This is a genomic window from Micromonospora sp. NPDC005298, from assembly GCF_040607375.1.
Taxonomy (GTDB): domain Bacteria; phylum Actinomycetota; class Actinomycetes; order Mycobacteriales; family Micromonosporaceae; genus Micromonospora.
In genome coordinates this window covers 1-13480 of record NZ_JBEXGP010000044.1, presented here as the reverse complement: position 1 = coordinate 13480, position 13480 = coordinate 1, and the positions used below count along the sequence as shown (strand labels likewise).

General features: G+C 70.6%; 14 protein-coding genes. 9 read left to right on the top strand and 5 right to left on the bottom strand.

Annotated features, from left to right (window positions below; translation table 11 throughout):
• Positions 1–552 precede the first annotated feature (552 nt).
• Entirely contained in the window at positions 553–810 is a 258-nt protein-coding gene (locus ABZS77_RS29920) for a hypothetical protein (RefSeq protein ID WP_354829672.1), read from the bottom strand.
• Positions 811–932: 122 nt separating this feature from the next.
• Here ABZS77_RS29920 and ABZS77_RS29915 point away from each other — a divergent pair, with 122 nt between their 5' ends.
• The 7 genes from ABZS77_RS29915 to ABZS77_RS29885 all read left to right on the top strand — a co-directional run bounded on the left by ABZS77_RS29915 (position 933) and on the right by ABZS77_RS29885 (position 6319).
• Positions 933–1403 carry a PRC-barrel domain-containing protein gene (locus ABZS77_RS29915; protein WP_354829670.1) on the top strand — a complete coding sequence of 157 codons (471 nt, stop codon included), beginning with the start codon at positions 933–935 and terminating at the stop codon, positions 1401–1403.
• A gap of 4 nt (positions 1404–1407) precedes the next feature.
• On the top strand, positions 1408–1584 hold the full coding sequence (locus tag ABZS77_RS29910) for a hypothetical protein (RefSeq protein ID WP_354829669.1): 177 nt from the start codon (positions 1408–1410) through the stop codon (positions 1582–1584).
• Between the two features lie 89 nt (positions 1585–1673).
• Complete coding sequence (trpS, locus tag ABZS77_RS29905) at positions 1674–2732, top strand: tryptophan--tRNA ligase (RefSeq protein WP_354829667.1); 1059 nt, start codon at positions 1674–1676, stop codon at positions 2730–2732.
• Between the two features lie 55 nt (positions 2733–2787).
• Entirely contained in the window at positions 2788–3999 is a 1212-nt protein-coding gene (locus ABZS77_RS29900; protein WP_354829665.1) for a low temperature requirement protein A, read from the top strand.
• A gap of 89 nt (positions 4000–4088) precedes the next feature.
• Positions 4089–4442, top strand: coding sequence for a YciI family protein (locus ABZS77_RS29895; protein ID WP_354829663.1), 354 nt, complete (start codon positions 4089–4091; stop codon positions 4440–4442).
• Positions 4443–4444: 2 nt separating this feature from the next.
• On the top strand, positions 4445–5698 hold the full coding sequence (locus ABZS77_RS29890) for a sigma-70 family RNA polymerase sigma factor (RefSeq protein WP_354829661.1): 1254 nt from the start codon (positions 4445–4447) through the stop codon (positions 5696–5698).
• 30 nt (positions 5699–5728) lie between these two features.
• The gene (locus tag ABZS77_RS29885; protein WP_354829659.1) at positions 5729–6319 is read left to right on the top strand and encodes an HAD-IA family hydrolase; all 591 of its coding nucleotides are present in this window, start codon (positions 5729–5731) and stop codon (positions 6317–6319) included.
• Between the two features lie 4 nt (positions 6320–6323).
• Here the strand turns inward: ABZS77_RS29885 and ABZS77_RS29880 are convergent, their stop codons facing one another.
• The 4 genes from ABZS77_RS29880 to ABZS77_RS29865 all read right to left on the bottom strand — a co-directional run bounded on the left by ABZS77_RS29880 (position 6324) and on the right by ABZS77_RS29865 (position 12186).
• Positions 6324–7295 (bottom strand): NADP-dependent oxidoreductase, encoded by a 972-nt coding sequence (locus ABZS77_RS29880; RefSeq protein WP_354829658.1) that lies wholly within the window; start codon positions 7293–7295, stop codon positions 6324–6326.
• 102 nt (positions 7296–7397) lie between these two features.
• Entirely contained in the window at positions 7398–8465 is a 1068-nt protein-coding gene (locus tag ABZS77_RS29875; protein WP_354829657.1) for a DUF916 domain-containing protein, read from the bottom strand.
• Positions 8466–8555: 90 nt separating this feature from the next.
• The gene (locus tag ABZS77_RS29870) at positions 8556–10385 is read right to left on the bottom strand and encodes a metallophosphoesterase family protein (RefSeq protein ID WP_354829655.1); all 1830 of its coding nucleotides are present in this window, start codon (positions 10383–10385) and stop codon (positions 8556–8558) included.
• 292 nt (positions 10386–10677) lie between these two features.
• The gene (locus ABZS77_RS29865) at positions 10678–12186 is read right to left on the bottom strand and encodes a HupE/UreJ family protein (RefSeq protein ID WP_354829653.1); all 1509 of its coding nucleotides are present in this window, start codon (positions 12184–12186) and stop codon (positions 10678–10680) included.
• A 112-nt stretch (positions 12187–12298) separates the two neighbouring features.
• On the opposite strand from ABZS77_RS29865, the gene ABZS77_RS29860 reads away from it, so the two are divergent.
• Complete coding sequence (locus tag ABZS77_RS29860; RefSeq protein ID WP_354829651.1) at positions 12299–12739, top strand: hypothetical protein; 441 nt, start codon at positions 12299–12301, stop codon at positions 12737–12739.
• A 169-nt stretch (positions 12740–12908) separates the two neighbouring features.
• A partial coding sequence (locus ABZS77_RS29855) for a non-reducing end alpha-L-arabinofuranosidase family hydrolase (protein ID WP_354829649.1) occupies positions 12909–13480 on the top strand: 572 nt, incomplete at its 3' end.

Here is a 13480-nt window from a genome sequence, read left to right as displayed (position 1 = left end):
GCTTTACAAGCACCCTGTTGAGTTCTCAAAGAACAACCACACACCAAACCAAGAACCACACTCAGTGGAACCAGCCCGGGGCTTTTCCGCTCTGCCTGCCCGCCGCTCTCGCACTGGGCACTTTTACTACGTTACCTCACCGTCTTCGCCGTGTCAAACCGTGTGTCCCGGTCTGTCATGCTTCGTACGGGTTGGCACCGGCGCACTCACGCAGCAGCGAACCGCTGCGTCAGGTCGTCGGATTTGGCAGGCCGGCCGCTGCGGTTTCCCGCAGGCTCGCCCGGTGCCCTGCCGGTCGTGAACCTTACCCGGTCGGTTGCGCTGCACCAAATCCGCCTCGCGGCCGATCCGGCGAGCCCCGCCCGGACCGTGTCCCGCAGGAGCGAACCCCTGCCTGACCCGGTTGCCAGTCCGTTCCGGTACCTCAGGACCTTCGTCCCGTTTGCCCCGTTCCGCGCTGGCAGAGAGAAAGTTACGCGTCCACGGGTTTGATCGTCAAATCGACGGGTAGCGGCGCGCGTCACACTCTGGCTGTAACGACGTTTTCGCAGTTCAGGATGCGCCGTTACGGCGACGGACGGTCAACCACGCGCGGACGCCGAGGACACCCACAGTCGTTCCGATGGCCAGCGACGCCCCGATCAACAGCGCGTGCACCCACAGGAAGCTCGTCGGCACACCGTCCCCGACCGTCCCGGCCGACCAGGCCCGCGGGTCCTGCCAGATGGCCAGCGCGAACCTCGGCCAGATCACCCAGGTCCAGATCCCGACTCCGACCAGGAAGACGGACCACCCACGCGACAGCACCATGGCTGCCGAGTATGCCAGCGGGCCTGGTCACCGGGGCCGGACGGCGACCGGGCCTGTTTCCGACGCCACCCTGCTGGGCACTGAGTAGCGGGACAGTGCAAGCCGTCCCCGGAGGTGCATCCGTGCAACCCTCGATCTTCAATCCCTGGGCCTGGCGTGACCCGTCCGCTCTGGCCGGTGGATACACGCAGGCCACTCCCTCGACCAGTCCACCGGACGACCCGGGCGACGGGCACGAGGGCCCACACGCGCCCGGCCCGGGTACGCCCGTCGACCTGGTCGGCTACCAGGTCCAGGCGAGCGACGGGCGGATCGGCGCCATCGACGAGGCGAGCAACGAGGCCGACGCCCGCTACCTCGTGGTGGACACCGGGCCGTGGATCCTCGGTCGCAAGGTGCTGCTGCCGGCCGGCACGGTGGACCGGGTGGACCACCAGGACCGCGCCGTACACGTCGACCTGACCCGGCAGCAGATCAAGGACGCGCCGCCGTACGACCCGGAGTCGGCCGACCCGGAGTACCGGGAGCGCGTCGGCAGGTACTACACGGACCGTTACCTCGCAGCGCCGGAGGAGACACCGCGGGTAATGTGAGGCCGTGGTCCGGGTGAGCAGCTGCACGCCGGAGGCGGTCGACCTGGTCGACGGCCTCCCGCTCGGCGTGGCGCCCCGGTTCCCGTCCAGCTCCGGCGACGGCCGTGAGCAACTCCTCGATGTCCTCCGAGCCGGTGGTCTGCGGTTCCGCGCCGGCGCGCGATGGCGGGCGACTCGCTGAGTCGATCCCGCTGACCGAGGGGGCCGACCCGCCCCCTCGGCGCGCGCCCACGCGTGACCCCACCTTCCGAGCACGAGAGGCACACCACCATGTCCGTCGCACGCATGCTCACCGGCGACCGGCCCACCGGCCGCCTGCACCTCGGCCACTACGTCGGCAGCATCGCCAACCGGGTGCGGTTGCACCAGCGGTACGAGAGCTTCTTCATCATCGCCGACCTGCACATGTTGACCACCAGGAACCGCCGCGAGGACATCGACCAGGTCTCCGTCAACGCCCGCGAGATGGTGACCGACATCCTCGCCGCCGGCGTCGACCCGGCGCGGGCCACGTTCTACCTCCAGTCGGCCATCCCGGAGGTCGGCGACCTCAACACGCTCCTGCAGAACCTGGTGACGGTGCCCCGACTGGAGCGGGTGCCGTCGCTCAAGGACATGGCCCGCGACGCTGGCAAGGAGGAGATGCCCTACGGGTTGCTGGGTTACCCGGTGCTCCAGGCCGCCGACATCCTCTGCGTCAAGGGCGAGGTCGTCCCGGTCGGCCGGGACAACGCCCCGCACGTCGAGGTGACCCGCGAGATCGCCCGCCGGTTCAACCATCTGTACGGTCCGGTCTTCCCGGTGCCCGAGCTGGTCCCGGCGGAGACACCCAGCCTGGTGGGCACCGACGGGGCGGCGAAGATGAGCAAGAGCCGGGGCAACGCCATCGCCCTCTCCGACGACCAGGCGACGGTGCGTCGGAAGGTGCTGGGCATGTACACCGACCCGAACCGGGTACGGGCGGACGTACCGGGAACGGTCGAGGGCAACCCGGTCTTCGCATACCACGAGGTGTTCAACCCGGACCGCGACGAGGTGGCGGACCTGGCCCGGCGTTACCGGGCGGGGCAGGTCGGCGACGTGGAGGTCAAGGAGCGCCTGGTCGTCGCGCTGGAGGCGTTCCTGGCGCCGATCCGGCAGCGTCGGGCCGAGATCGAGGCCGACCGGGGGCTGGTCGACCGGTTGACCGTCGAGGGCACCGAACGGACCCGGCTGGAGGTCCGTCAGACCCTGGTCGAGGTACGCCGGGCGATGGGGTTGACCGGCGCGTACCAGCAGGTGCGGCGGCGAGCCGAGCGCAGCCGGCGCCGGACGGAGGCGTCGGCCTGAGCGGGCCGCGGGTGATCCCCGTCGACGAGTGCCGAAGCTGGCGCAGAATGCGGAGATGAGGGAGATCTTCGACGTTCGTCCGGTGCCGACTGGTGACCGGCACCGGACGACGATGTTCGAGATCTTCTTCGACCTGGTATTCGTGTTCGCGCTCACCCGGGTCATCACGTTCATGGCACAGCCGCCGACGGCGCTCACCCTCGCTCAGGGACTGCTCCTCCTGCTGTTGTTGATCTACTCCTGGGGCCCGTACCTCTGGTTGGGGAACCTGGTCCGCGCGGACGTCGGGCCCGCCCGCGCGGCCACCCTGCTGGCGATGGCCGCGATCTTCGTGGCGGCGCTCGTGTTGCCGGAGGCCTGGCGGCAGGGTCCGGAACTCCTCGACGCGCCCCTCGTGCTCGCCCTGGCCTACCTGGCCGCCAGGGCGGTGCAGCTCGTCGTGCTGTTCTGGGCGAGCGTCACCGACCCGCCGCTGCGCTCGACCCTGCGGTTCTTCGCCGTGCCGGTCACGGCGGCCTGGCTCCCGCTCGTCGGCGGCGCGCTGCTCGGCGGCGTCGCCCAGACCGTCCTGTGGACGGTGGCGCTCCTGATGGACATCGGGGGAGCCCGCATCGCCTCCGCCTACCGCCCTTGGCCGCTACGCAGCCTGGACCACTTCACCGAACGGTTCGGGCTGGTGCTCATCATCGCGCTCGGCGAGGCGCTGATCGCCGCCGGCACCACGACGAGGTCGATGGCACCGACCGGAACCGCCCTGGTCGCAGCCCTGCTCGGCCTGGTCATCACCGTCTGCCTGTGGTGGTTGTACTTCGACAGGCTGGCGCCCGCCGCGCGCAATTCCGTACTGCTGGTGCCTGACGAACGGCGTTCCGACGTGGTTGGCGACGCGTACGGTCTCGCGCACGCCCCTCTGATCATCGGCGCCATCTACGTGGCGCTCGGCATCGAGCAGGTGCTCGGCACCCTCGCCGACGAGCCGTCGCATCCCACCCGGTTGAGCTGGGCCGCCGCCACCGCCCTGTACGGTGGGGCCGCCCTCTACCTGCTCGCCCGGCTGCTCTTCCGCCGGCTGACCCTGCGTACCGTGCGTCGGGGGCAGGTGGCGGTCGCCGTCCTGCCGCTCGTCCTGTTACCTGTCGCGCGGTCCCTGGACGCGCTTGCCGAACTGGCCCTGCTCACCCTGCTCCTGATCGCGGTGACCTGGTACGAGCGGCGCGTCGACAGGCGCGACCCGCATGTCGAATCGGCGCGGCCGGCGCGGCCGTGAAAGTTCCGGAGGCCGTGTCGATATCCCCGATACCCGTTCGTCGTCATGCTGTACGGCGGGCGACCCGCCGCGCCGAGAGGAGCCGAGACGTGAAGTACATGCTGCTGTTCATGAGCCCCGCGACCGACGGGGAGGCCGGCAACGGGTGCACCTTCGAGGACTGGATCCGCTACGACCGGGAGATGAAGGACGCCGGCATCTGGGTCTCCGGGCACCCGCTCCAGGACCTGACCACGTGCACGACGGTGCAGGTGGGCCCGGACGGCGAGCGCACGATCACCGACGGGCCGTTCGCCGAGACCCGCGAGGTGCTCGGCGGGTACGACATCATCGACGTACCTGATCTCGACGTCGCGCTGGACTGGGCGGCCCGCAGCCCGGGTGCCACCGGCGGCGCGTCGGTGCAGGTGCGGCCGGTCGCCGAGATCGAGGTCGAGGTCTGACCATGGCGGGTGCGGAGGCGGCAGCCGGGTCCGTGGAGGCGGTGTTCCGCGAGGAGCACGGCCGGCTGCTCGCCTCGCTCGTGCACCGCTTCGGCGACCTCGACCTGGCCGAGGAGGTGGCCTCCGAGGCGATCGAGGCGGCGCTCGTGCGCTGGCCCGTCGACGGCGTGCCGAGCCGGCCCGGCGCCTGGCTGCTCACCACGGCCCGCCGCCGGGCGGTCGACCGGCTGCGCCGCGACCGGGTGCTGGCGACCCGCCTGGCCGTGCTCCAGGCGGAGGCCGAGCGGGCCGACCCCGCGCCGCCCGCCGACGTGGACCCGGACCTGCCCGACGACCGGTTGGCGCTCTTCTTCACCTGCGCGCACCCGGCCCTGCCCGCGCAGGACCGGGGGGCGCTCACCCTGCGCTTCCTCGGCGGCCTCACCACGGCGGAGGTCGCGCGGGCCTACCTGGTGCCGCACGCGACGATGGCCCAGCGTCTCGTCCGGGCCAAGCGGAAGATCCGCGACGCCCGCATCCCGTTCCGGGTGCCGGGCGCCGACGAGCTGCCGGGGCGTCTGCCCACGGTGCTCCAGGCCGTCTACTCGATCTTTACCGAGGGGTACGCCGCCAGCTCCGGCCCGGATCTCCAGCGGACCGACCTGGCCGAGGAGGCGATCCGGCTGGCCCGGATCCTGCGCCGGCTGCTGCCGGCCGAGCGGGAGGTCGCCGGCCTGCTCGGGTTACTGCTGCTGGTCCACGCCCGGCGTGCCGCCCGTACCGGGCCGGACGGGGCGGTGGTCCTCCTCGACGACCAGGACCGCGCACGCTGGGACCACGCGATGATCGACGAGGGGCGGGCGCTTGTGCTCGTGGCGTTGACCGGCCCGACACCCGGGCCGTACGGGGTGCAGGCCGCCATCGCCGCGCTGCACGACGAGGCCGCCGACGTGGCCAGCACCGACTGGCCCCAGGTGGTGGCGCTCTACGACGTGCTGCTCACCATGGTCCCCTCACCGGTCGTGGCGTTGAACCGGGCTGCCGCCGTGGCGATGCGCGACGGGCCGGACGCCGGGCTCACCCTGCTGGACGGGTTGGCCGACGATCCGCGTCTGCGGGGTTACCACCTCTACCCGGCGACCAGGGCCGACCTGCTGCGTCGGCTCGGCCGTCACGACGAGGCCGCGGCCGCGTACCGCAGCGCGTTGGCCCTTGTGGGAACGGATCCGGAACGGGCGCACCTGCTGCGCCGGCTGGCCTCCGTCACGGACGACTGACCGGACGACCTGCCGCTGTACCCTTCCCCGATGAGTCTTGCCCTGCCACCCGGTGAGTTCGCGGCGTACCTGTTCGACTGCGACGGCACCATCGTCGACTCGATGCCGCTGCACTACGTGGCCTGGCAGCGGGCACTCGACGAGTGGGGCTGCGAGTTCCCGGAGGACCTCTTCTACGCCTGGGGTGGCCGCCCGACCGCCGACATCATCGTCGCCCTGAACGAGCGGCACGGCCTGGCCATGCCGGTGGCGACCGTGGTGGAGAGCCGCGAGCGCATCTACCAGGAGTTGTTGCCGCAGCTCGCCGCCGTGCCCGACGTGGTGGAGCACATCCACGACGCGCACCGGCGGGTGCCGTTCGCCGTCGTCTCCGGCAGCACCCGGGCCTCGGTCACCGCCTCCCTCGACGCGCTGGGTCTGCTCGACCGCTTCGACGTGCTGGTCTGCGCGGAGGACTACACGCGGGCCAAGCCCGACCCGCAGGCGTTCCTGCTCGCCGCCGAGCACCTCGGCGTACCCCCGGGCTCCTGCCTGGTCTTCGAGGACACCGACCTGGGCATCCAGGCCGCGACGGCGGCCGGCATGGCCTCGGTACGCGTGCCGCGGCAGCGCACCCGCTGAGGTCTCAGGCCACCGACAGCAGAAGCTTGCCCAGGTAGGAGGTGTCCAGGCGCTTGTGCGCCTCGCGCACCTTGCCCAGCGGGTACGTCTGCGCCACGTGCACCACGAACGGTCCCGCCTCGACGAGTTCGTTGAGGCGCTGCAACTGTCGTGGGCTCGACTCGCCGTCGTACGCCCGGACCACGACGCCCTGCCGTTCGCCCGGCTCCGGCCGCACCCCGTGGGCGTACGCGACCACGCCGCCGTCGACGAGCACCTCGGTGAGCCGGTCCAGGGTCGCGCCGGCGGCCATCGCGAGGATGGCGTCGACCCCGGCCGGTGCCGCGTCCCGGATCCGGGCGAGCAGCTCGTTCATGTCGCCGTGTCCGTCGAGGGACACGTCGGCGCCGAGCCGGGTCACCAGCGCGACGCCGTCCGCGCCGGATGCCACGGCGATGACGTTGAGCCCCTGCCGCTTGGCCAGTTGCACGGCGAGATGGCCCTGACCGCCGCTCGCGCCGAAGATCAGCAGCCAGGCGCCGGGCGACAGGCTGACCGTGTCGAGACCGGCGAGCGCGGTCAACGCGTCGGTCGACATGGCGCCGGCGTGCTCGGCGGGCACACCGTCGGGCACCTTCGCCGCGTACTGCGCCTGCACCGCCGCGTACTCGGCGTAGAAGCCGCCCTTCGGACGCGCGGTGGCGGAGACGTAGACCAGGTCGCCCACCGCGACGTTGGAGACCTGACCGCCGGCGGCGACGACGGTGCCGGCGCCGTCGGAACCGGGCACGATCGGGAGTTCGGAGCCCTCCGGGACCAGCACGCCCTGCCGCTCGTACACGTCCCACACCCCGACGCCGGCACTCAGGACCTTGATCAGGATCTCGTCGTCGGCGATGTCCGGCACCGGCAGCTTCCGCAGGGTGATCACCTCCGGCCCGCCGAACGTGTCGAAGGCGGCAGCCTGCATCTGCTCGGGCACGTTCCCGTCAACCATGTGGATTCCCTCTCCGGGCCGGCGTCACCGTCGCAGCATGCCGGCTCGCGGGCCGGCCCGGCCGGGTGCCGGCTGGCGTTCACCCGTCAGGACGACCGGCGATCAGGACGTCCGCGGCTCCCGGCCGCCGAGGGCCTGCGCCACGGCGTCGCGTACGCGGGCGTCCTCGCGCGCTGTGCGCCGCGTCCGGGTGCGGCGGCGGTACAGGTACGCCCCGACGACCACGGCGATCAGCACGACGAGCACCAGGACCACCATCCACGGCAGGGCCCAGCCGTGCGCGGTCACCTGGACCGGCTCGAGCGAGGTGGTGGACCCCGACGCGTCGGTGAGCAGGGGAGTGACGGTGGCGGTCGCCGCGAGCCGGACGGCGGGAGCCACGTCGCGTACCGGCACGCGCACGTCCCAGCTCTCACCCGGGAGCAGTTCCGGCGGCGCGGGGATGTCGCCGGCCCGGACCCGCAGCACGCCGAACGGACCCGAGACGGAGACCGCCTGCTGCCCGGACAGCGCGGCGTTGCCGACGTTGTGGAGCGTGTAGGTGATGGTGGCGTCGCCCCTGCCGAACGGGTTGGCCGTGCCGGCGTACGTCACGTGCAGGTCCTCGACGGCGAGGTTCGGCTTCAGCTCGCCGCCGACGCGCAGCTTGATCCGGATGCCGAGGCGCCTGTCGACGTTGATGCCCTGGGCCTGGTCGCCCTGGGTCAGCGTGGTGAGGATGCCGCCGACGTGGTCACCGGGGGTGGCGTTCTCCGGAACGCTGATCCTGAACGGCACCTGCGCGGTCTTCCCGGGCTGGACCACGACGCTCTGCGCGTTCGCCTTCACCCACGCGCCGACCGCGACCGACTTCCGGTCCCGGGTGAGCAGGTCCAGCTGGCCCGCGTCGGTCGTGAAGCCGTCGGCGGCGTACACGGCAAGGGTCAGCGGCACCGGGCCACGGTTGGCCACGACCATGGCGTCCTCGACAGCTCCGCCGGGATTGACGGTGTAGCTGTAGCTGGACCGGGCTTCGCCGTAGCCGTTGGAGGCGGTCCGGACCGTCCAGGCGACGTTGCCGTCCGCCGCCGAGGCGGGGCCGGCGCCGACACCGACGACAGCGACGGCCGTGAGCACCGACAGTGCGGTGGTACGCAGGAGTGTCTTCCAGCGGGTTACGGACGGGTACATGTCGGTTCCTTGAGGTGATCTTGGGAGGGGTGCACATGGGTGGCGGGGTAGGCCCCCGAGGCGCCTACCCCGCCGAAGGCGGCAGTCCGGTCAGCTGCTCAGCGCAGTGATCGTGAGGGTGGTGCGGTAGCTGCCCTTCGCGATGCTGTCCGGGATCTTCAGATCCAGGTCGGCGCCGAGCCGCGCGCCGCCACGCGGGTGACCCTGCACAGCCGCGCCGAGACCGCTGGAGACCGAGAGGCCCTTGCCCTGGTCGTCGTACGACGACAGGATCGGAGCACCGGCCTCGGCGCCCGCGCCGCCGTCGAGCACGTACGGGGTCCAGCCCAGGTAGGAGCCGGAGAACGTCTTGTCGGCGTCCTGGAAGTCGCCGACGCTGGCCGAGATCGACCACGGGGCGAGCGAACGGCGGCTGTCCGACACCAGGATCGGGTTGATCTTGCCGGTCGCCTCGAAGTAGGTGCCGTCGCGCTCCTGCGCGGTGCCCAGGTCGACCAGACCGTTGTAGCCGTCGATCGTCCAGCCGAACTCGCCGGGAGCCGCGTTCGGGACGTTGACCTGGATGGACTGGCCGTCACCGTGGAACGGGTGCACGGTCACGTTGTCGACGATCGAGCCGACCGGCTGCCCGTCCGGGGTGTTGACGCAGGAGAGACCTGCCTCGACGGCCGCGTTCGGTGCCGCGCAGGTGCCGCTGCGCACGTTCGCCAGGACCAGCTTGTCGCCGCGCACCTGCACCTTGACGTAGCTGCGGACGTGCTCCTGGTTCTGCACGGAGTTGTACCAGAACTTGTCCGGGTCCAGCGGGTCCGGACCGTTGCCGCGGATGCCCGTGCCGGTGCTGTCCGGCTTCTTGATGTCGTAGTACTTCGAGCCGGAGGCCGAGTTGGCCGTCACGTAGATGACGCCACCCGGGCCGGGGAACACGTCGGCGGCACCCGGCTTCTCCGCCGGGTTCTCCTTCTGGCCGTTCTTGATGGAGTAGCTGCGCGAGTAGCTGTGGTCGTGGCCCTGGAGCACCATGTCGATGCCGAGGTTGGAGAACGCGGTGGTGAAGTCCTCCCGCCGCTGCTTGTTGTCCGTGTCGGTGGCGTGGCTGGCCGGCGAGTAGATGGAGTGGTGGTAGACCAGCACCTTCCACTTGGCCTCGGAGCCGTGCTTGTTGACCACGTCGGTGACGTACGCGACGTGCGCCGCGTCGCCGGCGTTGCTGCCGTCGGTCGGCAGCTTGTAGCTGTTGCTGTTGATGTCGATGAACAGCACGTCCTTGTAGACGAACCAGTAGTCACCACCGGACTTGGTGCCCGCCGGGTTCCCGTTGTCGTAGTACGGGGCCGTGCGGTCGGTGTTCGGTGTGAAGTGGTGCTGCTCGTACGACTTGCCGCCGACGTCGTGGTTACCGATGGTGGCCACGACGGGGTACTGGCGCAGCTGGTCGGGGGCCATGAACGAGGTCCACTGGCCCTCGTCGTTCGCGGACTCGACGTGGTCGCCGCCCGAGACCAGCAGCTCGGCGTTCGGGTTGGCCGCGGTCGCCACCTTCAGGGTGTCCTCCCAGCCGGCCTGGTCCTTCAGCCGGTCGCCGGAGGAGCCGATCTGGGGGTCGCCGAAGAACAGGAAGTCGTAGTCGCCCTCGAAGTCCTGCGTCTTGAAGGCGTACGTCGGGGACCAGTTGCCCTCAGAGCCGACCCGGTACGAGTAGGCCGTCTTCTCGCGCAGGTTGCTGATCGTGGCGTGCCGGTTGAAACCGGTGGTGGAGGTGTTCGCCGCACCGACGGCGTCGAAGTTGACGGCGCCGGCCGGGAACTCGCCGTTGACGATCTCGGCGGTCGGAGCGAGCTGGATCTTCTGCGCGGTGTCGGCGGAGGAGTACCAGGTCACGATGCGCTGGGTCTCGTTGGCGCCGACCCCGAGGATCACGCTGCTGATCGTTGTGGAATCGGCCGCGCTCGCGGTGGCCGTCAGGCCACTGCCGAGGGCCGCGCCCACTCCCAGGAGGCCTGCTGCGACCCCCGCGACCAGGCGCCGCCGCACGAGCGCGGAGGCCCGTGTCGAGGTGCTCAATGTCATTGACATTGTTCCCTTTTCAAATAGAGAAATGGATGTGTCTTCGCCCGACGCGGGGAAGCAGATCCACGCTTTCGCTGCCCGATGAACCAGCCGTGAACGTGATCTTGCGAAACACTGCACTTCACGAACTACTTAGCCCTACTCAGGACCCGGAAACGCGCTGCACAAACCAGATGAGGCCCATGGTGGACACCGCAGCCGAAACACCTCCGGTCGCCCAGAGACCCGCTTTCGGCGCACGGCGTCGGAGCACCAGCAGCAGCGGGAAGACGACGGCGATAATGGTCAACTGCACGACTTCGATGCCGACGTTGAACACCAGCAGCGACCAGAGCAGGGTCCACGACCACGCCTCGTCGATGCCCAGCGCGCCGGCGAAGCCGAGGCCGTGCACGAGGCCGAAGCAGAACACCACACCGAGGCGGATCCAGCCGGCCCGGTCCAGGCTGAGATGGCCGGCCCGGGCGTTCTCGAGGTCGGCCGCGTGCGTACCGCGCCGCCAGATTCCCCACAGGTGCCAGCCGGCGACGACGGCGATCGACAACGCGATGACCGGCTCCACGACCGCCGCCGGCACCTCCACCAGGCCGAGAGCCGCGAGCATGAACGTCACCGAGTGCGCCAGCGTGAAGCTGGTGGCCGCGAGCACGATCTCCCGCGGCCGCCGCGACCCGGCGATGAGCGCCAGCAGGAACAGGATGTGGTCGATCCCGGACAGCAGATGCTCGGCACCCAGCAGGAAGAACTCCCCGAAGCGCTGGTACCAGGCCTGCGCGGTCGAGAAGGAGGGGTGGGCGGCGTCGAGCGCCGCGCTGCCCGAACGGCCGTCGATCTCGTACGTGGCGATCGTCTTGGTGCCCTTGACGTAGCCCTCGCCATCCGGGAAGAGGCCGCTGCGCACCTCGTGCTCGTTGGCCTGCCCGGCGCAGGTCCAGTCCAGCAGCAGATTCGCGTACGGCACGCCGTCGCGCTCACCGATCGTCGTGTCGCCGACCTGCGTCGGGCGGCAGCCCGCACCCTCCGACGTGATCGAGAAGCGGTCGGAGACGTACCCGATGATCGTCGCGGCGTGGCTCTTCAGGGCCGCCGCCTGGGCGGTCGGGTCGCCCGCCTCGAACGCGGCAGTTCCCGTCCGGAAGAGCGGATCGTCGTCACCGGAATCGGCGGCGGACACCACGAGAAGGTCGTATTCGAGGTCCACCGTCGTGCGGATGTGACCCTCGTCTCCCGCCGATATTTTCGCGTACACGGTCGACGAGAAGCCGTGCGCGGACGCCGCCGAGGCACCCAGAAACGGGACCACCATCGCGGAGATCCCGACAACGGCGGCGATTACGGTACGGCGGACGCGCCCGGACATGCGACTCCCTCGGTTGGCCAGTGCACGTTGCACGGCGCGGGTGAACACCAGCCCGCACACCGACGAACCGCCGGATAACAACGACCCCGAACGGCCACCCACAGATATGTGGCGCCCGGAATTGCGATAGGAATACGACGCACGACGCGCACTCCCGCCCCCACGTGAAAGGACGGTCGCCTTGCGCCCCCCGTTCCGGGCCGTCGCCATACTGGCGGCGACCGCCGCGCTGATCGCCGGCTGCGACGCCGGCGACGACTGGTCCCAGCCGCACCCCGAGCCCGCCGCCATCGGGACTCTCGGCCCAGGATTCGTCGCCCCCTCCTCCACGCCCGCTCCAGAGGCGACCATCACGCCACAGCCCGGCTCCTGGGCCGGCGTCCACCCGCCGAGGGACTACCGGGTGGTGTTGCTGACGTCCGGTGACGACAACCCGACCAGGTCGCTCGTGACGGCCGTCCAGGAGTGGGCCGACGCCGAGCACGTGGACCTCAGGACGATCGTCGTCGGCACCGCGCACGACGCCGTCGCCAGCATCGCCCGGGCCATGGAGATGGGTCCGGACCTCATCGTCAGCGCCGGCAACGACCTCGTCGACCCGCTCGCTCTGGTCACCCCGAGCCACCTGGACGAGAAGTTCCTGGTGGTGGGCGCGGAGTTGGCGGAGCCCACGCACAACGTCACAGCCGTCGACTGGGACGGCGCGTCGTTCCGTGGTGAGGGGCTGGGGGCGTCCTCGACGTACGACCCGGCGTCCTTCACCGCCGAGCGCTGCGCGGCGGCCATCCGGGCGGGTGTGGCGGCGGTCCTGAACGACCTGACCGGGATCGTGGTCTGGCTCTGACGGGACCCGGTGCGGGCCGGCGGCCACGGACGACGATGCCGGGCGCCTCCATCGATAGCCTTGATGGCATGGGAGCGCTCCCGTAACATCCACGACGCGGCTGTTAACGCTCACCTAACAACGATCGCCACGAATGTGGAAGGCCGCCGTCCCGTCAGGAGGGTGCTCCATGACCGTGTTCAGAGCGAGACATGTCGGACTGGCGTCAGCCGGCGTCGCGTTGCTGGCGTCGGCGACCGTCGCCGTGGCCATGCCCGCCGGCGCCGCGGCCGCCGGTTGTTCGGTGAACTACGCGGTTTCGTCGCAGTGGCAGGGCGGGTTCGGCGCCAACGTGTCGATCACCAACCTGGGCGATCCGTTGAGCAGTTGGACGTTGACGTGGTCGTACGCCGCCGGTCAGACGGTGACACAGGCGTGGAACACGTCGCTGACGCAGAGCGGTGCCGCGGTGACCGCGCGGAACGTGAGCTACAACGGCTCGGTCCCGACCAACGGCGCGGTGTCGTTCGGCTTCAACGGGTCGTGGACGAGCAGCAACCCCGCGCCGACCAGCTTCGCCCTCAACGGCGTGACGTGCACCGGTGACACCACCCCGACGACTCCGCCGCCGACCACGCCACCACCCACGACCCCGCCACCCACGACCCCGCCTCCGACGGGTACGTGCAGCCTGCCGTCGTCGTACCGGTGGTCCTCCACGGGTGTGTTGGCGAACCCGAAGTCGGGCTGGGTGTCGTTGAA

Excerpts from the sequence above, each read along its gene's own strand:
- ABZS77_RS29920 (WP_354829672.1), bottom strand. The coding sequence starts at position 810 with ATGGTGCTGTCGCGTGGGTGGTCCGTCTTCCTGGTCGGAGTCGGGATC.
- trpS (WP_354829667.1), top strand. The coding sequence starts at position 1,674 with ATGTCCGTCGCACGCATGCTCACCGGCGACCGGCCCACCGGCCGCCTG.
- ABZS77_RS29900 (WP_354829665.1), top strand. The coding sequence starts at position 2,788 with ATGAGGGAGATCTTCGACGTTCGTCCGGTGCCGACTGGTGACCGGCAC.
- ABZS77_RS29890 (WP_354829661.1), top strand. The coding sequence starts at position 4,445 with ATGGCGGGTGCGGAGGCGGCAGCCGGGTCCGTGGAGGCGGTGTTCCGC.
- ABZS77_RS29885 (WP_354829659.1), top strand. The coding sequence starts at position 5,729 with ATGAGTCTTGCCCTGCCACCCGGTGAGTTCGCGGCGTACCTGTTCGAC.
- ABZS77_RS29880 (WP_354829658.1), bottom strand. The coding sequence starts at position 7,295 with ATGGTTGACGGGAACGTGCCCGAGCAGATGCAGGCTGCCGCCTTCGAC.
- ABZS77_RS29875 (WP_354829657.1), bottom strand. The coding sequence starts at position 8,465 with ATGTACCCGTCCGTAACCCGCTGGAAGACACTCCTGCGTACCACCGCA.
- ABZS77_RS29865 (WP_354829653.1), bottom strand. The coding sequence starts at position 12,186 with ATGGCGGCGGGCTCGGGGTGCGGCTGGGACCAGTCGTCGCCGGCGTCG.